The following is a 17482-nucleotide window of genomic DNA, read 5'->3' as shown; positions in this document are numbered from 1 at the left end:
GATCCGGCTCACCCTGCATACCCACCAGGATCCCAGCCCACCAGGCAAACCCGCTCACCCCACACCGAAACGACACCGACTATTTCAGCAGTCTCCTAGTGCCATGCGATTGGACTGCAACGCCGTTGCCCACAACCTCGCCTTCGCGGCCCTCGTCGTCTTGTCGACATAGTGCGCGGTGATCAGTTGGCGACATGCCGAACTGGTGCTTGAAAGTTCGGGTGAAGTGGCTCGAGTCCGAGTACCCCCAGCGCGACGCGATCGCCGTGATCGAATGGTGAGTGCACTCAAGCTCGCGCCGGGCACGCATCAATCGCCGCAATCGCACAACTGAGCCGAGAGTATCCCCGGTTTCGGCAAACATCCGATGGACGGTGCGGACTGAGACCGCGTGTGCCGCTGCCACTGACGCAGGAGTGATCACTGTGTCCGGAAGATGATGGTCGATCCAGTCTTCAATCGCTGGTCGCAAAGCCATCGACGGTGCCGGACCTCCCCCGCCGTCGCTCGGGTGCAGCGAACCGACGAGAAGCTCTAGCGCGGCATTGCGGACGGTGCATACCGCCGTAGAACCCAGATCCTCGCCGGCTACGAGCAGCGATTCCAGGAAATGGTCCAGCAACTCGGTCGCCGGTGATCGTCGCCTAACGATCAGACCAGACTCGACCAATCGGCTGGAGCCCACTGCGGTCAGTAAGCCAGTAGGGACCACCATTAATCGCTTTTCGACGAGATTGCCCACCGTAAATCGGGCGGGTCGCTCGCAGTTCCACAAGAGCAGGTCACCTTTCCGCAGCAGAGTCGTCGAATCGTCCTGTCCGATCAATTCGGTGCCAGAACGGACCAGGAGTGCAGTCATGAGAGCACCATCCGACTCGGCGGCCTGCCGGCTTGTGCGTGCAGCCGACAGAGGGCCACACTGCATATTGACCACCGCCAGCTCGCGATAAGTCCGCTTTTGCATGCCAAGGTCGATACCGCGAGTTGGGTCGGCCGGTGGGACGCGTACCGCGAGGGCAACATTGATGCCGGCCATCGCCTGCTCGAGCTGTGATGCACGGTCCAGAACCGAGACACGGTCCGATACCTGGCCCGCTGCCGGTACTCCGTGGACGGGCCTAGTGGCACTCGATTGCATCGGATTCTCCTGCCTTAGAGGGATCTACTGATGAGTTCCTTCATGATCTCGCTGGTGCCGCCGTAGATCTTCTGGACCCGCGCATCGGCGTACATCCGGGCGATCGGGTATTCCATGATGTAGCCGTAGCCGCCGAAGATCTGCAGGCAGCGATCGGTGACCTCGATCTGCTTCTCGGTGCCCCACAGCTTCGCGATCGACGCGGTCGCCGGGTCGAGCGTCCCGTCGATCGCCCGCCCGATGCAGTGATCGATCAGCGTCTTGCCGGCCAGCACCTCCGCCTTGCATTCGGCCAGAACGTATTTCGTGTTCTGAAAGGACAGCAGCGGTTTACCGAACGCCTCGCGCTGCTTCGCGTAGGCGACCGCCTCGATCACCGCGGCCTCGGCGGCGGCCACCGCGCCCAGCCCGATGGCCAGACGCTCCCGGTGCAGCTGGCTCATCAGCTGGATGAAGCCCTGCCCCTCGACGCCGCCCAGCAGGTTCGCGGCCGGCACCCGCATGTCGGTGAACGACAGCTCCCGGGTGTCCTGACCGTGCTGGCCCATCTTCTGCAGCACCCGGCCCCGCTCGAATCCTTCGAGCCCGTCGACCTCGGCCACCAGCAGCGAGATGCCCTTGGCGCCCTGGGACGGATCGGTCTTGCAGACGATGACGAGCAGATCGCAGTGGGTTCCGTTGGAGATGAACGTCTTCGAGCCGTTGACGACGTAGTGGTCGCCGTCGAGGCGTGCGGTGGTGCGCACCGACTGCAGGTCCGATCCGGTGCCGGGTTCGGTCATCGCGATCGCCAGCACGCTCTCGCCCGTGGCGCAGGTCGGCAGCCACCGCTGCTTCTGCTCCTCGGTCGCGTAGGAGAGCAGATAATGCGCGACGATCGTGGAGTGCACAGCGATCGCCAGCGCGCTGTCGTGGGCGAAGGCCAGCTCCTGCAGCACCACCGCCTCGTGGCCGAAATCGCCTCCGCCGCCACCGTATTCCTCGGGCACATCGGTCAGCAGCAGGCCGGTGGCGCCGGCCTTGGTCCACACGTCTCGATCGACCTGATGCTGCTGCGCGAACCGTTCCTCGTGCGGCGTCAGCTCTTTGGCGAAGAAGTCACGCGCCAGATTGCGCAGCGCGGCGTGCTCGTCGGTCTCCCACGGGGAGCGGTAGTCGGGAAAGAGTGTGCTCATTGCGTTCTACTTTCAGTGAGATGCAAGTACGCTCCCGGCTCCACGTGTGCGTTGCGGACAGTGGTGTGTCCGATAGTGACAGCCAGGACCGGGCAGTCGACGGATGCTGTCACAGCGCCATCACGACCGCGCAGCGTAGACGTCCGCATGATTCACGCGCATAACCTTCTTGTCGAGCTTGCCGACGCTGGTGCGTGGCAACGATTCCAGACGGATAATGACGTCGGGCAGCTGCCATTTGGCGAACTGGCTGTCGAGTAGCGCGTGGATCTCGGCCAGCGGCAGGTCGGCGCCGTCCTTGGTGGCGACCAACACCACGGGCCGTTCCTGCCATTTGGGATGTGGCACGCCGATCACTGCCGCCTCAACGACATTCGGGTGTGCGACGATCGCGTTCTCCATGTCGATCGAGCTGATCCATTCGCCGCCGCTCTTAATGACATCCTTGATGCGGTCAGTAACCTTGAGATAGCCGTACTCGTCGATGGTGCCGACATCGCCGCTACGCCAATAGCCTTCGAAGAACCGCGAGTCGTTGTCGTCGAGGTCGTAATAGCTCTCGACGATCCACGGCCCGCGCACCAGGATCTCGCCGGCGGATGCCCCGTCGTGCGGCAGGTCGACACCGCCAGCGTCGACGATCCGGATATCAACACCGGTCATCGGAAGTCCCTGGTAACGCTTGTGATTCCACTGTTGCTCGTCAGATAGCCCCCTCAGCGATGGCTTGATACCCCGATTGGTGGTGACCAATGGTGTCGTCTCAGTGGCACCGTATCCCTGGACGATGTCCGCCCCGGTCAGGTCGTGGAATCCGCGCATCATCGTCAGTGGCGGCTCAGTGGCGCCAGACAACAGCCGGGTCCTGCCGAAATCGGGTTTCGTGGTCAGGGTTTCGATATATCGGAGCATCGGCTCGAAGATGGCGGGCGCACCGTTGGCAACGGTGACGTCCTCGGCGATCATCGCGTCCACCAAGGTGGATGTCTCCTCCGCGGCGTAGCGACCGGGGAGCACGAACCGCGTGGCCGCGAACACGCCGGCCTGCGGCAGACCCCAGCAGTTGCCATGGAACATCGGGGTGATCAGCATGATCGTGTCGTCGACCGTCAGAGACAATCCCTGCGCCTCCGAGACCGAATGCAGGTAGATCCCGCGGTGAGAGTAGTAGATACCCTTGGGCTTGCCGGTGGTGCCGGTCGTGTAACAGGCGCTGTAGGCGGAGGTTTCGTCGATCATCGGGAAGTCGATGTCCTCGGACGCATCGTCCATCAGCTCCTCGAACGACACCGCATTCGGCAGCGTGGTGGCCACCTCCGACAGCGGCTTGTCGGTCATCACGACCCAGGTCTGCACGCCGACGCCGGCCGCGGCGAGCGCTTCGGCGACCGGGAGCAGTGTCTCGTCCACGAAGATCACCTTGGCGTGACTGTGGTCGGTGACGAACGCGAGATCGTCGGTTGCCAGCCGTAGATTCATCTGCAGCATCACCGATCCCAATGCTGGTATCGCCCAATACAGTTCGAAATGCCGTTTACTGTTCCAGTCGATCACCCCGACGACGTCCGCCGGGCCGACGCCGAGGCCACGCAAGGCGTTGCCCAGCCGGCGCACCCGCCGATAGCAGTCCGCGTAGGTGTAGCGGCCCCAGCCGCCATCGGTGGTGCGGTAGACGATCTCCTGCTCCGGGTAGGTGCGTGCGGCATGCCGGATCAGTGTGTCGGTGTTGAGCTGGTAGTGGTCGCCATGCGTGGACGGCAGGCCATGAACGATGTCGTGCACCGCGCCTCCTACTATGAATGTGATGATCGAACTATACATTCGTACTGTATAGTCTGCAAGAACTCGAAAATGAGTTCACTTGTTTAGTGGTTGATATGGGGAGACGACATGGGCAGTGGTGAACCACTCGAACGTGACCTGACCACAAAGGCGCGGATCCGCAACGCCGCGCTGGAACTCTTTGCTGCCGAGGGGGTTACCGCCATATCAATGCGGGCCGTTGCTGCGCACGCGGGCGTTGCCGTCGGGCTGGTTCAACACCATTTCAAAACCAAAGACGGGCTGCGATCAGCCGTCGAGCAGTACATCGTCGACCGTCATGCCGCCGCCATCGACTCCATACGCGGCGACGGCAATCCCGAGCAAGTGGCAACCGGCCGAAACAACGCAGTACGCCAGATGTACGACGAGCACCCAGCGCTGGTCGACTATATGCGTCGCGCGCTCCTCGATCCCGGCGATGACAATCATCTTCTCGAGCGTCTCACCGAGCTTGCGCGCGAGCAGGTCGTCCAAATGCGAGCATCTGGCAGCGCCTCGACTAACCGAACGATCCCCGACCAGGTCGTCCGCATGATGGTCAGGCAACTGGGGCACCTATTCCTGCAACCAATGATCGACGCCATGTGGGCTCAGCTTGATACGGCAGAAATGCGCAAGCCGCAGCTGGTCGTGCACGCATACGCAGATGACAGGGAATCCCGCGCGCTCAGCACGGACGCTTCCTAGTAGCCGGACGATCTGGCCACATTCCCCGGCTCCTCGGTCGACCGCGAACCTCGCACGACTCTCGCTGGAAATGGAACGACGCCCTTGAACTACATTTCCGCTGTTCACGGGGCATTGTCAACGTGGTGCGCCCGAGAGGATTCGAACTCCTAACCTTCTGATCCGTACTCGTCCGCAGGCCCCATCCGGTCCACATTTGTGCCGAATCGCTTGCGGTAGTTTCGTCCGCCTTGTTCCGAAAATGTCTAAATGCAGTCCGACTCGGTTGGCTCCCATTTTGGCTCCTCGATCACCGATGTCCGTCGATCCGATATCTGGCTGCTTGACTCGCCGGCAGCCGGGGTCAATGGTGGCCGGTGGTCATCCCGCTGGGACGCGAAGCGTCGTTGACGCTGGCTGGCGGCGAATACATGGTGTCGAATCGGGTCGGTCTCCGCTGCGAGTAACGGATCACTTGGTCGGGGCAGGGCAACCTGGTTTCGACGCCGATGGATCCGGACCTATGTGGCTGGTGTCGGCCCGGGGCGAGACGAAGTCGGAGCCCCGGCGCCGGCACCGCGCGCGAAGCGCGCCTTGATAGCAGTAGAGAAAGTTTGAACACGCCGCTGACTTGGTGGTCTCCACGTGGATAGGGGTCGGGGCGGCCGCACGGCGGGCGTAGCGGGAGCGAGTGGCGCGGACGGGAGCGCAGCGGACGGGAGCAGAACGAGCGGAGGCGGAGCCGCTGTTAGGAACTCTGGTTAAGGATGCTGATGATGTGGTCGGAGTTGGACGCTAGGTAGTCGAGCGCGGCGGTTCCTTTGTCCGCGGTTGCTGCCGAGGGGCGCCCGATGACGCCGGAGTTGGAGTAGGCGTGCATGCCGAGGGTTGCGAGGTGGCGCCGGTCGGACACCTCGTGATCATCGTTCTGCCAGCCGTCGCGCAGGTACTGGGGTGTGGTGGCGAGCAGGATGGATGTTTCGAGTTCGCCGGCGTGCATGTCGTCGTGGCTGTTCGTGATCATCTCTGCTGCTGTGCGTGCTTGATCCCAGTCGTCGCGGCTGGGGTAAAGCGCGGTCGTGGGCGCGCTGGTGGTGGCTTGCTGAACGATGTTGGACAGCACGTAGTTGCCGCCGTGTGCATTGACGATCAGCAGGCGGCTGATTCCCTGGGCGTTAAGTGATGCGGTGATGTCGGCGATCACCGCTGTAAGGGTCGCTGCGCTAAGACTGACGGTACCGGGAAACGCGATGTGCTCGTGTGAGCAGGAGAAGGTGATCGGCGGTAACTGAAAGAGGTTGTGGCGCAGGCAGACCGCTTCCGCGATGGCGGTGGCGATGAGAGTGTCGGTGACCAGTGGCAGATGTGGGCCGTGTTGTTCGAGCGCGCCGACCGGGAGCACTGCGATCGCAGCGCGGGCAGCGTCGTCGGTGCTGGTGGTGGTTGGCAAAACGGTCATGTGGCGGCTCCTTCGCTCAAAACGGTGGTGATATGTCGCCGGATGGCTGTGGCGATCGAGGTTTGGCATGAACCAGGCCGGGCGATCGCCGCAGTCGCGAGGACGCCGCGCAGGGAGTTGCGGGCCCGTGCTGATGGCGCACCACTGTAGGCGGCCAGCGTTGTCTCGTATTCAGTGTGGGCACCGGTGTAGTCCCCGGCGAGGCAGAGCGCATGTAGATAGCGTGCCCGGGCGACGGCGTGGTCGCGTGCTTGACCGGGATTGCGCCATTGCGCGACATGGTCGGCCAGCAGTGTCATCGCGGTGGCCGCGTCCCCGAGGAGCAGATGGGCGTATGCCATCTCGCTGTCGATATAGGACCGGTCGACGTAGCCGACCAGCTTGTGTGGTGTCGCGTCGACATAATCATCCGCGCGGGCTTGGTGGTCGGCGACGGCATGCTGATCACCCATGTGTGCGGCAGCGAGCGCTGACTGGCGGGCGAGGATGGCATGTAGACGGGATTCGGCCTCGCGTGCCGCGAGGTCATGGGCCTTCTGTGCGTACATGCCCGCCAGCTGCGGATTGCTTACGGTCAATGTGTTCGACAGACGCATCGTGACCATCGCGTGCAGCGCAGGGTCGCCGGACATTTCGGCGTACATCTTGGCCTGATCGGTCCTCATGACCGCCTCGGTGGTGTGCCCGGATTCCTGCAGGGTCCAACCCTGCAGCTCCATCAGCCGGGCAACCAAATGGATCAACGTTGAACGGTGCTGCTCTGGGGCGATTTTCAGGAAGTCGAGCGCCATCGCCACATCGTCGCTGAGCTGGCGAATGGCCCAGTACGGGCCGAAGGTGTGTTCGGTACGCACCGTCACCGACCGCCGATCCTCCAACAACGCCAGTGTTTCTGGGGTGACACGCGCTTCCAGGATTAGTGGCCGCGGCAGCTGTGAATCGGTGGGGAGGCCGAACAATTCCTCGACGCTAGTTTCGAACACTTCCGCCAGCATCTCTCGTGTCGCCGGCGACGGATTGACAACATCATTCTCCCACCGCGAAATCTGCGATTTGTACGATTCGACGTCGGCGATCAGTCCCCGGTCTTCGCTGACCCTGGCGATATGCCGTGCCAGCGTCTTCTGCGACCACTTACGCCGGGCGCGTGCAGCGCGAATCGCCTGACCCGGCGTCATCGGCTGCAGATTCGGAAGCGGCGCTGTCATCGCTTTCCGATTGTGCCCGATCACCAGCGGTCGATGGTGTCATCGCGTGTCCGAATGTTGACCCCTGCTAACCCCTGTCAATTTTCTGCGGCGCCGGCGACGGCTGTGCTGAACAGGTGGCCGAACACGCGGCCACCAGCACAGAAGGCAGGAACATCATGCGTTTGAAGATCGATACCGCAACCACGCGGCACCTCGTCACCAAAGAGCCGGAGCCGAAGACGAATTTCGACACCGGCGGCGCCAAACTCGACCCGGTCACGGGTCTGGCCCAGTACGGCGTGCAGCTGCTCGCCCTGGACGAGTCCGGCGGCGAGATCATCACCGTGACCGTGGCCGGTGACCCGAAACTGACTGTCACGCAGCAGGTGACCGTCACCGGGCTGGTAGCGATTCCATGGAGTCAGGGCGACCGCTCGGGTGTCGCGTTCCGCGCCGACTCGATCGTCCCTGCCGACACCGCTACCGCGGGGCGGCAGAAGTAACCCGCTCGGCCAGGACGATCCCGCGAGTGATCGCCCTGGCCCGCCGGCCCGCCGAGTCGTTACCGACCGGCCATCAAACTCAGCCATCCCCAAGTTGACACTCTCTTGCACTCCAAAGGATTCCACTCATGAACGACACGCCCTCGCCGACGCCGAACAAAGGCGGCAAACCCGATACCACCGCCGACGAGATCGCCGGATCGATCGCCACCGGGCTATGGCGTCTGGCCCGCTTCATCCTGGTGTGGGCGTGGCGGCTACCCGTCGTATCCGTTCCGGCGATCGGCCTCGGCGTCATCTATTGGCGGACCGGAGCCGTGTGGACCATCATCGCGGCCATCGCCACGGGTGCCGCCGTCATCGCGTGGTCGGTGTACTCGCCGATATCGTTGCGGCGCTACACCATTGACCGCATCCGGTTCCATCATCTGGTGTGGCGGCGCTACCGGTCGTGGACCGCGGTCTGCACCGACTGCGGGCTATCGCGCACCCGCAGTGATCAGGTTCTCGTGCCGAAACTGCTGCGGGTGCAGTTCGCCGCGACCGATGATGTACTCACAGTGCACCCGCTACGCGGCCAAACCGTTACCGACTTCAACAAAGCCGCAGACGCACTCGCTGACGCCTTCGCTGCCGACAGCGTCACAGTGACCCGTCCGGGGCCCGCGGTCATCGAGCTGGCCGTGCGCCGCGCTCAGCCGCTCGCAGAACCCATCACGCCGACCCCGACTGGCTCGGGGTCGGTCAGTCGTGGTGGGTCGCGGCGGTGGACACTGCAACTCGGGCAGCGCGACGACGGGTCTCCGTGGCGGTTGCCGATCCTGGGCACCCATCTGCTGATCGGCGGGGTCACCGGCTCCGGCAAAGGCTCCGTGTTGTGGTCGTTGATCGGTGCCATCGCACCCCTGACCGCTACCGGCGACGTGCAGCTCTGGGTCGCCGACCCGAAGGGCGGCATGGAATTCGGTGCCGGGGCACCGCTGTTCGCGCGGTTCGCCTACACCCCCGACACGATCGCCGACATGCTCGCGGACGCCGCCGCGCTGATGACCGAGCGGGCGGAGCGGCTGCGTGGGGTCACTCGGCTGCACACCCCAACACCGGCAGACCCGCTGATCATCCTCATCATCGATGAGTTGGCGGCGCTGACCGCGTTCACCGACCGCACCACCAAAACCGCCATCGACAAGCACCTCGGGCTGCTGCTCACACAAGGGCGCGCGGTCGGGGTCAGTGTGGTTGCCGCCGTGCAAGATCCGTCTAAGGAGATTGTGCCGATGCGGCAGCTGTTCCCGGCACGGCTGGCGTTGCGGATGGCCGAACCCACCCAAACCACCATGATCCTCGGTCCCGGCGCCATCGACCGTGGGGGTGCCGCCAATCAGATCCCGGATGATCTGCCCGGGGTCGGGTACCTCGCCGTCGACGGCGCGGCCGCACCCATCCTCGTGCGCGCCTTCCACTACACCGACAACGACGTCGCGGCCCTCGTCCGCCGCTACGGCCACCCCGACCACGGCCAGAAGTAGGGAAAGGCCGATATCGTGTCGTCCAACCCGCCACCCACGCTGCTGCCCACACCCGCAGCAGACTTGGATGCCGCCACCGTCCGGGAGATGCTGCGCCGCGCCGGCGGCCAGCACTACCCGCGGTGGGCAGCGAGGGTACGGGCGACCGGTTACTGCCTGCACCCGATCCACCTGCAGCGGCGCCACGGTGTCGTCGCCGCCGACAGGCTCAGCATGCGGTGCGGGAATCGCCGTGCCGCGGTCTGTATCTCCTGCTCGCGGTTGTATGCCGGGGATACCTGGCAGCTGGTGCACGCCGGCATTCTCGGTGGGCACCACAACATCCCCGACACCGTCACGCAGCATCCGCAGGTGTTCCTGACCTTGACTGCGCCGTCGTTCGGGGCGGTGTATCCGACCGCGCACCGCACCCATGCCGGTCAGCCCCGCCGGCCCGACACCTACGACTATCGCGGGCATGTGCTGTTCACCTGGTGGGCGCCCAGCTTGTGGCAGCGGTTCACCATGCGACTGCGACGACTGCTTGCCGCCCAGCTGAAGGCGTTGGGGTTGGCGAAAGATGCTGTGCGGCTGTCATTCCTGAAAGTGCACGAAAACCAGACCCGGCTCATCCCGCACTACCACGCGGTCGTTCGCCTCGACCACCCCGACACCACCGGAAAGCAATGCGGCGCAATCGATTTTCCGGTCAGCAGCAGCGACCTCGCCGCACTCGCCGCCGAAGCCGTCCGCAGCATCGTCCTCCCAGTCCCTGACACATCGATGCCGGATGGTGTGCGGGAGCTACGGTTCGGGCCCCAAATCGATGCCCGCCCCCTCGACGCCTCGATCCCGGAGCGGCAGCGACGCAAGATCGCCGGCTACCTCGCCAAATACGTCACCAAATCCGTCACTGATGCCGGGATCAGTCCGCGGCCGATCAGCCCCGCCGCGATCGATGACCCGACCATCGCTGTCCAGGTCAGCCGTCATGTCCTGCAGATATGGCACACCCTGCGCGACCTCGCTGACCAACAACCCGATGAGTACGCGGCGATGGTCCGTTGGCTCCACACACTGGGCTATCGCGGACACGTCACCACCAAATCCCGCCACTACTCGACCACCCTCGGGCACCTGCGCCAGATCCGCGCCGTCTGGCGCCAGCAACACGGCACCGCTGACAACGCCGACGGTCACGGTGACAACCAGGGTGAGAGTGATTGCGAACCTTGGGAATTCGCCGGCGCAGGACATTTCACCCACGGCGACTATCAACTCACCCTCGCCGCCGCCCATCGCCACATGGAGCAACTCTGGGCAAGGCGCGAACACGCATGGCCAGCGGGTGGTCCGCCATGATCGCAGCGCTGGACCGACCTGTCCACACTCAGTCACACCGACTGGACGAGAGCGTGTTTCGGAAATGGTTGACCGATTCTTGCAAGCAGCAAGGCGTTCCTGTCACCATCACCGACCCCGCCATCGTCAACCAGATCGCCGTACTTCTCAAAACCTGAGGTAACCAACGACCGCAGAGGGCAAGACGATGCTCGCGGCGTCGCGGCAGCACCATGCGCCGCCGACAACCAATCACCGGTACGCGCATCAATATCTGCCACGCGAACACCAAAACGGTTTTGTCCGTGGCGATTTCACCCAACATTCGTCGATCGGCACGAGGATCGGGCAGGGACTGCACAGCGTATACCAGGTTGTCGGATACTCCATCGCACTGGCGAGCTGGCCGAATCAGGCGATCGCCCGGGCGGCCTGTTTGACCGACGAAAACTGGATGGCGGCGATCAGCAGCTGGTGCCACACTGGCTATGTGCCAGAAGAGCTGTCGGCCACTGAGGCCGCACGGTACCGCGCCGCATTCGCCGCCGGCGCGGATATGCGCTCTGCCTATACGGGCGGCGATACGAACGAGCGCCAGGCCGCGGCTGCCGCCCTCTGGCAGTCGCTGACAAAGATCGATCCGGAACACACCGGCGACAAGCTACACATTCCGGACGATGCCGGGCCCTACCGGGAGGCGTTGACGGCGATACTGTGCCGCATCCCCGACGGTTGGGGCCGGTGGATCTCCTGCGACGCGGGCTGGTATCGGCTGATCTGCCAGCTGGACCGCCAACTCGCCGCCATCGACCCCGGCTACGAAGTGCACCAGGTGAAGGAAAAGTTCGGCGCACTGCGATATTACTTCGCCACCTCGCCGGGCCTGCCCGCCACGAATGAGCAGCGGATGGACGACCTCGTCGCAGCCGCCGAAACCGCCAGCTGCAACACATGCGAACGCTGCGGGCACGGCGGGATCCGGCAGCGCAGCACGGGACAAGGGATCAGAACACTCTGCGCGGACTGCGCCGATACCCTCGGCGGATACTCACAAACGGCGTGAACCGGCCGCGCTGACAGACACCAGCAACGAGCAGGCGGCCGCAGATCACCTCCACGGCAACGACCACGCCGATCGTTCGTGTGCGACCTGACTGCGGCTCCGCATCAACGTATTCATCCCGGACGACGCGGAAGCGACTGGCGGCGCCTGCACGTCGCCGCAGAGCAGAGTTGTCGGTGGCACCTGCGACGATCGGCGGACACCCCAGAAAGCGGACACCCCGGAAAATTGTGAGGAGCACCGATGACTGTCTATGGCCGATTCATGGCGATCTTCTGCATCACTCTCATTGCGGTCATCCCGTTGGACGCGCTCATCTGGTCAGTCGAAGGCCCGCTCAGGCAGGTCGACCGCAGTGGAGCGCTGGCCCTGGTCGCCGCGTTCATTGCGGTGATGGGCACCGCTACTTGGCTGCGGCCCCGGTGGCGGCCGACGATCGCGACCTATGTCGGATGGATTCTCGCCGGAGCAGCATGGTTCACCGCGGTGGCGACCGACTTTTCCAGCCACGACGCTAGCAGCGAATCCACGTCACTGCTTCTCGCCGTGATGGTCCTCGCATTGAGCTATGCGGCAGGATTCAAACCGTGCGGAGACGAACAACGCCAACATGCCGATGATCAGCGGCTGCGCCTGCTGATCCGCGAGGAAATCACCGCCGCCGTCCGCGACACGCAGCGCATCTGACCGGCCACCGCCGAATGGCCCAATTGATCGGTCATACCCGCCACTGCGGCTGGACACGGTTGATGTCCAGTGTTCGGGCGCCTTTGGTGCCCGGCGCGATGACCGCGTGATCGAGGACCGTTTTGATGATGGCGTGTTGCCGGTCTATCGACAGGATCTCCCAACCCTCCCGGAGTGACTGTCCAGTCCCGGCAAGCTCATACAACGCACCGTCGGACGATATAGCCGCAATGTCCTTCTGCACGCGACGAATTCGCTCCTCGATCGGGTTGCGAGCTGCCATCCACTCACGTGCGGTGATCGCCCCATCCGCATACAGCCCGGCCAACTCATCAAGCTTGGCCGTGTCGGCCGTGGCCTGCGCAGTCAACTGTGCGGTGTCCGGGCTCTGGGCAGCCTTGCCGGCCAACGCTTTCCGCAGCCCCGGCGAATCGAGCCGGGTCAGCACCGCGTCCACCAACAACTCCTCGACCGGAACCGCAACGACCGTCAGCCGACCGCAGCCACCGAAATCCGGACCGGAATTGCACACATACCGGCGTACTCGCTTCTCGGCTTTCGTCTCAATGCGCGCTACCGAGTACAGCATGTGCCCGCAGCGGCCGCACCGCAGCATCCCCGAGAACACATAACGGCGCGGCACCCGCTTGTTCGCCCGCGCTTTCGCCGCGAACACCGCCAACACCTGATCCCGCTCGGCAGGAGTGATGATCGGCTCCCACACCCCCGGCGCGATCACCTCACCATGCAACTCACGCAAACCTGCGATTCGACCCGAACGCACCAACGTCCGCAGTGTCGAGGTAACCCACGGCTTGCCACTGACGGTCGGGATCTGCTGATCATTGAGCCACTGCGCCAGCGACCGCATCGACTCCCCGGCGATCGTCCGGGCCACCAGATCCCGTACCACCGCCGCTTCGGACTCACGCAGCACCAGATTTCCCTGCTCGTACCCGAATGCGCGCTGCGCCGTTCCGTGCGGTAGTCCCGCCTCCGCATTCGCCAGTGCCTTGCGCTTGATCCGGGCAGACCGGCGACCCGATTCCTTCGCCGCAAACGCAGCGAAGATCCGCGCCATGAACAAGCCATCGTCATTGCCAAGATCGATGTCGGCGGTCACCGTCGCAACCTCGCGCACCCCGACCTGTTCACACAATGTGACGAACTCTTCGAGCTCGACCGGCCGGCGATGGAGCCGATCCAAGTTGTAAACGATCACCGCATCGCGCGACCCATTCGCCAGATCGTCAACCATCTGCCGGTAGGCCGGCCGCATTTTCCCCGAGTACGCGGACACGTCGTTGTCGACGTATTCACGACCAATAGTCCAGCCACGTCCTGCCGCCAACTTCCGACAGTCTTCCAATTGTCGTTGTACGCCAAGGCCTTTCCCCTCCTGATCGGCCGAGACTCGGGCGTACACTGCCGCTGACTGGACCCGAGTTTTCGAACTCCTCACAGAGGTTAGTTTAGCGACTAGCTAGCAACCTCAAACCGCTGTGCCGGTTCCATCACCGCATCAAGACCTTCACCAGCTGGCAGGACCACCAAGACGAGTCCCGCACCGCCTGGTTCACCACACCCACCGGGCACATGTTCGTCGGCAACGCCTTCAGCGGACGCGACCTGTTCAACAAGCTCTTCCCCAGACGGTCACCCGATCATCCCGCCCGCGACAGACTCGACACGCAGCGCGACAACGACTTCCGGCGCCACCAACGCGCCGAGAAGCGCTGGAACGACGCCAACCCGCCACCGTTCTAGAGATTCCGCTCCGGACGGAGCAGCTCCCCATATCGCCGGTCAGGACCACTCTGACACGGTGGCAAATGTCATGCGACGGATGTCGACTCTCGCGACGCGGCCGTCGACCACAACAACATCGATGACGGCGAGCGGGTGACCGCCCGGTGCGATCACATGAACCATCCGACCTCCCAGCCACATCGGCGTGCTTGCCCGGATACGGTCGGCGAAGAATCGGGTCTCCTCCGCGACCGCCCGGGCGCCCCGGACCACGGTCGGTGTGTCCGGCGGTACCAGTGACCGGTCGGCGACACGGATGCAATCCTCGGCCAACAGCGCGACCATCGCATCAAGACTGCCGCCGCGCGCCGCGGCCAGAAAGGCGTCGACGACCAGGGACGCATCACCCGACGGCAGTTCAGGGTCCAGCTCGGAGTTCAACCGCGAAGACGCGATCCGGCCGCGTGCCCGGCTCGCATGCTTCTTCGCACCGTCCACACTGGTGTCGAGGATCGTTGCGACCTCGCCGAACGGCACCGCAAAGAGGTCATGCAGCACATAGGCCACGCGTTGCGAAGGCGTCAACCGATCGAGGACCACCATCAGCGCGCGCGACACGTTCTCGCGTTGCAGGTAGAGCTCGTCGGCCGCGACAGCCTCCGCGGGGAGAGCGTCGGCGAACAGCGGATCTTCCTGTCGTCTGCCGCGGGCGCGCAACTGATCGAGACACACCCGGGTGAGTGTTGTCGTCAACCATGCGGCAGGGTTGCGGATCTCGGTGCCGTCGACACGCAGCGAGTTGAGCCACGTGCTCTGCACGGCGTCCTCGGCGTCGTGGATCGAGCCGAGCATCCGGAACGCCATGGTTGTCAGCTGCGGTCGTAGATCTTCGAACTCTGAGGTCGGTACCACCGGGTGTCACCTTCTCGTGGGGCAGGACGTCGGTACGGATGAGAGCACCACACTCACATCGTCCATCCGACAACCCACCTCAGAGGAGGACACATGTCGACCGTACCGACCCGGCCACCGCGCGGCGGAACCCGACCAGCGAAGGGCCCCCGGCGATGACCATTCCCCTGTTCGTCGCCACGATCATATGCATCGTGGCCAATGCCGGTATCGCCATCGCCGACTTCGCCCGGGCCGAGTTCGTGCTGGACAATTCGGCCGAGGTCCACGTCCCACCTCGGTTCCTGCCCCACCTCGCGACACTCAAGGCCGCCGGAGCAGCAGGGCTCGTCCTCGGGTTGACGATCGAACCCTGGATCGGCGTCGCCGCCGGAACCGGGCTCACTCTGTTCTTCGTCGGCGCGGTCATCGCCCATGTGCGGGCCCGCATCTTCTACAACATCGCGTTCCCGGGCGCCTTCCTGCTCCTCGGCGTGGCGGCAACGGTCTACATGATCCGACTGACCACAGGCGCGTGACCCGTCACCGGCGTCGAACGCCTCAGCCCATCAACACCGACGCCGAGGGGTAGCTCTCGGCGAATCCGTCGGGAAGCGGGGCGATGAAGACGTTCTCGGTGCGGGTGCGGGTGATCCGCCACCGGCCCTCATCCCTCCGGAAGGCGTTGTTCAGCCGGCTCGACCGCAGCAGGGCCGAGCCGTCGCCGAAGAGCCACGGCTGCATGTGAATCCACTGTCCCTCGGCGTCATCGCCGTCGACATGGATCTGCTCCGACGTCAGGTAGTGCGCGTTGAGCACCAGTGCCGGGTCCCGCTTCTCACTCCAGAAGCGCTGGAAGTGTTCGCGGATCGCCTGCTTGCCCTCGGCACGCCCGAACTGTCCGTCGTAGTACTCGCCGACGCCCTCCCACACCGCGTCGTCGGTGTAGAGGTCAAGGATGCGCTCGATGCGCTCGGCGTCATCCGCGAGACCGGGTTCGGGACACGGGGTGTCGCAGAGGAACATGTATCGAGCCTGGATTCGCCGGATCTCGGCTTCGGCCTCCAGGGTCTCGACCCGCGCGACGAGCGCCGAGATCCTGGCATCGTCGTCGCTCATCGGCCAAGCACCTCGACCACCGCACGCGCCTCCGAGATCCAGGCCTCGACCTCAGAGCCGTTCACGCCCAGCGGCAACTGCGACAACCGGAGCGTCATCGAGTATCCGCCGCGTGCGTCCCGGATCGGCAGGACGACGGAACCGACGTCGTAGGTCTGATCGGGTCGCACCTCGCGGAGGCGATAGTCGACGGCCGACTTCCCGATGGACTCGCAGATCTCGCGTTCCTGCGAAGGCGTCAACCGCCCTCGCTCATAGGATTTCGTCGCCTCTCGCATCTCCTCGTACGCAGTCGACGAGGCATCGGGCAGAAAGGACACCAGGTAACCGTGCCGCCGCACGAAGTCGAGACGGTCGCGATGTACCTGTCGCACATCATCGTCGGCATGCCGGAGCTTCGCCAGCCACCGCTCCCGGGTCTCGTCGTCCTGGTCGAACACGTACGTGTCCCCGATGGGCGGCACCATCGGGATGCGGTACGCGAGGCCTTCCTCACGGTCGACGCCCGGCGCGGTGGCCGACAACACGACGGCCATCTCGTCGCGGCTGACCGCGGTGAGGACCGACACCTCGCAGCCGACGGACGTCGCCAATGCCTCCACCTGCGGGCGCGCCGCGTGCGCGGCGTGGATCGTCGGCAGGATCTCGTGGTCCATTCGGGCCATCAGCGACGTCGACACGAAGCTGCCGTAGCCACCCTGGAAGAAGATCAGCGGCGACACCGGGTTGGTCACGGCCAGATCCCGCACCTCACAGAGCGTTATCCAGTGATCGCCCGCTTCGACGACGTTGCTGATGCGGGTGTCGATCCAGGCCACCGAATCCGCGAGAACCGGATCGCCCGACGGCGAAGGGAACCAGTCGATGCCCGCGAGCTTGTCCTTCCAACGCTGCGCGATGGTGAGGACGACGTCCTCCTGTTCACCGCCGAGGATGTTGATGCACAACGACTCGCAGGCCCGCATCTTCTCGAAGGTGCGCGAGGTCTTCATCGGCATGAAGGACACCAACGGCGGGTCCATCGACACCGAACTGAAAGTCCCGACGACCATGGCCAGCACGGAGCCGTCGTCACCTCGTCCCGTCACCACGACCACGCCGGTGGGATAGTGCCCCATCACATTTCGGAAGATGCCTGGGTCGATGGCACTGATCACGTTGTCGGACAT

18 protein-coding genes are annotated in these 17482 nt (G+C 64.3%); 9 read left to right on the top strand and 9 right to left on the bottom strand.

Features of this window, described 5'->3' with window-relative positions; all coding sequences use genetic code 11:
* Positions 1–79 precede the first annotated feature (79 nt).
* The 3 genes from ACFUEJ_RS12065 to ACFUEJ_RS12055 all read right to left on the bottom strand — a co-directional run bounded on the left by ACFUEJ_RS12065 (position 80) and on the right by ACFUEJ_RS12055 (position 4095).
* Positions 80–1036, bottom strand: a complete 957-nt coding sequence (locus ACFUEJ_RS12065) for a helix-turn-helix domain-containing protein (RefSeq protein WP_388029593.1) — start codon at positions 1034–1036, stop codon at positions 80–82.
* A 116-nt stretch (positions 1037–1152) separates the two neighbouring features.
* Positions 1153–2313 (bottom strand): acyl-CoA dehydrogenase family protein, encoded by a 1161-nt coding sequence (locus ACFUEJ_RS12060; protein ID WP_055475062.1) that lies wholly within the window; start codon positions 2311–2313, stop codon positions 1153–1155.
* Positions 2314–2433: 120 nt separating this feature from the next.
* The gene (locus tag ACFUEJ_RS12055) at positions 2434–4095 is read right to left on the bottom strand and encodes a long-chain-fatty-acid--CoA ligase (RefSeq protein ID WP_223258868.1); all 1662 of its coding nucleotides are present in this window, start codon (positions 4093–4095) and stop codon (positions 2434–2436) included.
* 108 nt (positions 4096–4203) lie between these two features.
* Here ACFUEJ_RS12055 and ACFUEJ_RS12050 point away from each other — a divergent pair, with 108 nt between their 5' ends.
* Complete coding sequence (locus ACFUEJ_RS12050) at positions 4204–4824, top strand: TetR/AcrR family transcriptional regulator (RefSeq protein WP_055475064.1); 621 nt, start codon at positions 4204–4206, stop codon at positions 4822–4824.
* A gap of 727 nt (positions 4825–5551) precedes the next feature.
* On the opposite strand, the gene ACFUEJ_RS12045 is transcribed toward ACFUEJ_RS12050, so the two are convergent.
* Positions 5552–6262: a creatininase family protein gene (locus ACFUEJ_RS12045; protein ID WP_055475065.1), complete on the bottom strand. Its 711-nt coding sequence runs from the start codon at positions 6260–6262 to the stop codon at positions 5552–5554.
* Complete coding sequence (locus ACFUEJ_RS12040; RefSeq protein ID WP_055475066.1) at positions 6259–7470, bottom strand: helix-turn-helix domain-containing protein; 1212 nt, start codon at positions 7468–7470, stop codon at positions 6259–6261. Before ACFUEJ_RS12040 ends, ACFUEJ_RS12045 begins: the two co-directional genes overlap by 4 nt.
* Before the next feature lie 158 nt (positions 7471–7628).
* Here ACFUEJ_RS12040 and ACFUEJ_RS12035 point away from each other — a divergent pair, with 158 nt between their 5' ends.
* The 6 genes from ACFUEJ_RS12035 to ACFUEJ_RS12010 all read left to right on the top strand — a co-directional run bounded on the left by ACFUEJ_RS12035 (position 7629) and on the right by ACFUEJ_RS12010 (position 12554).
* Positions 7629–7955 (top strand): hypothetical protein, encoded by a 327-nt coding sequence (locus tag ACFUEJ_RS12035; RefSeq protein WP_055475117.1) that lies wholly within the window; start codon positions 7629–7631, stop codon positions 7953–7955.
* 128 nt (positions 7956–8083) lie between these two features.
* Positions 8084–9484 carry an FtsK/SpoIIIE domain-containing protein gene (locus ACFUEJ_RS12030; RefSeq protein WP_055475067.1) on the top strand — a complete coding sequence of 467 codons (1401 nt, stop codon included), beginning with the start codon at positions 8084–8086 and terminating at the stop codon, positions 9482–9484.
* A gap of 15 nt (positions 9485–9499) precedes the next feature.
* Positions 9500–10825 (top strand): replication initiator, encoded by a 1326-nt coding sequence (locus ACFUEJ_RS12025; RefSeq protein ID WP_083229338.1) that lies wholly within the window; start codon positions 9500–9502, stop codon positions 10823–10825.
* On the top strand, positions 10822–10983 hold the full coding sequence (locus ACFUEJ_RS12020; protein ID WP_156354182.1) for a hypothetical protein: 162 nt from the start codon (positions 10822–10824) through the stop codon (positions 10981–10983). The genes ACFUEJ_RS12025 and ACFUEJ_RS12020 overlap by 4 nt, the downstream gene beginning before the upstream one ends.
* A gap of 29 nt (positions 10984–11012) precedes the next feature.
* The gene (locus tag ACFUEJ_RS12015; RefSeq protein ID WP_055475070.1) at positions 11013–11867 is read left to right on the top strand and encodes a hypothetical protein; all 855 of its coding nucleotides are present in this window, start codon (positions 11013–11015) and stop codon (positions 11865–11867) included.
* 243 nt (positions 11868–12110) lie between these two features.
* Positions 12111–12554 carry a hypothetical protein gene (locus ACFUEJ_RS12010; RefSeq protein WP_137809918.1) on the top strand — a complete coding sequence of 148 codons (444 nt, stop codon included), beginning with the start codon at positions 12111–12113 and terminating at the stop codon, positions 12552–12554.
* A gap of 31 nt (positions 12555–12585) precedes the next feature.
* On the opposite strand, the gene ACFUEJ_RS12005 is transcribed toward ACFUEJ_RS12010, so the two are convergent.
* Complete coding sequence (locus ACFUEJ_RS12005; RefSeq protein ID WP_055475072.1) at positions 12586–13980, bottom strand: recombinase family protein; 1395 nt, start codon at positions 13978–13980, stop codon at positions 12586–12588.
* Positions 13981–14150: 170 nt separating this feature from the next.
* Between ACFUEJ_RS12005 and ACFUEJ_RS12000 the strand changes: the two genes are divergently transcribed.
* Positions 14151–14321: a hypothetical protein gene (locus tag ACFUEJ_RS12000; RefSeq protein ID WP_223258865.1), complete on the top strand. Its 171-nt coding sequence runs from the start codon at positions 14151–14153 to the stop codon at positions 14319–14321.
* A gap of 39 nt (positions 14322–14360) precedes the next feature.
* On the opposite strand, the gene ACFUEJ_RS11995 is transcribed toward ACFUEJ_RS12000, so the two are convergent.
* Positions 14361–15215: a sigma-70 family RNA polymerase sigma factor gene (locus ACFUEJ_RS11995; protein WP_055475073.1), complete on the bottom strand. Its 855-nt coding sequence runs from the start codon at positions 15213–15215 to the stop codon at positions 14361–14363.
* 155 nt (positions 15216–15370) lie between these two features.
* Between ACFUEJ_RS11995 and ACFUEJ_RS11990 the strand changes: the two genes are divergently transcribed.
* Positions 15371–15733: a DoxX family protein gene (locus ACFUEJ_RS11990; protein WP_055475074.1), complete on the top strand. Its 363-nt coding sequence runs from the start codon at positions 15371–15373 to the stop codon at positions 15731–15733.
* Between the two features lie 22 nt (positions 15734–15755).
* On the opposite strand, the gene ACFUEJ_RS11985 is transcribed toward ACFUEJ_RS11990, so the two are convergent.
* Positions 15756–16313 (bottom strand): nuclear transport factor 2 family protein, encoded by a 558-nt coding sequence (locus ACFUEJ_RS11985; protein ID WP_055475075.1) that lies wholly within the window; start codon positions 16311–16313, stop codon positions 15756–15758.
* A complete protein-coding gene (locus ACFUEJ_RS11980; RefSeq protein WP_055475118.1) occupies positions 16310–17482 on the bottom strand; it encodes a flavin reductase family protein in 1173 nt (390 codons plus the stop codon). The genes ACFUEJ_RS11985 and ACFUEJ_RS11980 overlap by 4 nt, the downstream gene beginning before the upstream one ends.

Source organism: Gordonia sp. NPDC057258, assembly GCF_042668985.1.
Taxonomy (GTDB): Bacteria; Actinomycetota; Actinomycetes; order Mycobacteriales; family Mycobacteriaceae; genus Gordonia; species Gordonia hongkongensis.
Note: the sequence above shows the minus strand (reverse complement) of the source record. Positions and strands in the feature narration are given on the sequence as shown.

Excerpts from the sequence above, each read along its gene's own strand:
- ACFUEJ_RS12020 (WP_156354182.1), top strand. The coding sequence starts at position 10,822 with ATGATCGCAGCGCTGGACCGACCTGTCCACACTCAGTCACACCGACTG.
- ACFUEJ_RS12035 (WP_055475117.1), top strand. The coding sequence starts at position 7,629 with ATGCGTTTGAAGATCGATACCGCAACCACGCGGCACCTCGTCACCAAA.
- ACFUEJ_RS11990 (WP_055475074.1), top strand. The coding sequence starts at position 15,371 with ATGACCATTCCCCTGTTCGTCGCCACGATCATATGCATCGTGGCCAAT.
- ACFUEJ_RS11985 (WP_055475075.1), bottom strand. The coding sequence starts at position 16,313 with ATGAGCGACGACGATGCCAGGATCTCGGCGCTCGTCGCGCGGGTCGAG.
- ACFUEJ_RS12030 (WP_055475067.1), top strand. The coding sequence starts at position 8,084 with ATGAACGACACGCCCTCGCCGACGCCGAACAAAGGCGGCAAACCCGAT.
- ACFUEJ_RS12060 (WP_055475062.1), bottom strand. The coding sequence starts at position 2,313 with ATGAGCACACTCTTTCCCGACTACCGCTCCCCGTGGGAGACCGACGAG.
- ACFUEJ_RS12045 (WP_055475065.1), bottom strand. The coding sequence starts at position 6,262 with ATGACCGTTTTGCCAACCACCACCAGCACCGACGACGCTGCCCGCGCT.
- ACFUEJ_RS12065 (WP_388029593.1), bottom strand. The coding sequence starts at position 1,036 with ATGGCCGGCATCAATGTTGCCCTCGCGGTACGCGTCCCACCGGCCGAC.
- ACFUEJ_RS12015 (WP_055475070.1), top strand. The coding sequence starts at position 11,013 with ATGCTCGCGGCGTCGCGGCAGCACCATGCGCCGCCGACAACCAATCAC.
- ACFUEJ_RS11980 (WP_055475118.1), bottom strand. The coding sequence starts at position 17,482 with ATGTCCGACAACGTGATCAGTGCCATCGACCCAGGCATCTTCCGAAAT.
- ACFUEJ_RS12040 (WP_055475066.1), bottom strand. The coding sequence starts at position 7,470 with ATGACAGCGCCGCTTCCGAATCTGCAGCCGATGACGCCGGGTCAGGCG.
- ACFUEJ_RS12010 (WP_137809918.1), top strand. The coding sequence starts at position 12,111 with ATGACTGTCTATGGCCGATTCATGGCGATCTTCTGCATCACTCTCATT.
- ACFUEJ_RS12050 (WP_055475064.1), top strand. The coding sequence starts at position 4,204 with ATGGGCAGTGGTGAACCACTCGAACGTGACCTGACCACAAAGGCGCGG.
- ACFUEJ_RS12000 (WP_223258865.1), top strand. The coding sequence starts at position 14,151 with ATGTTCGTCGGCAACGCCTTCAGCGGACGCGACCTGTTCAACAAGCTC.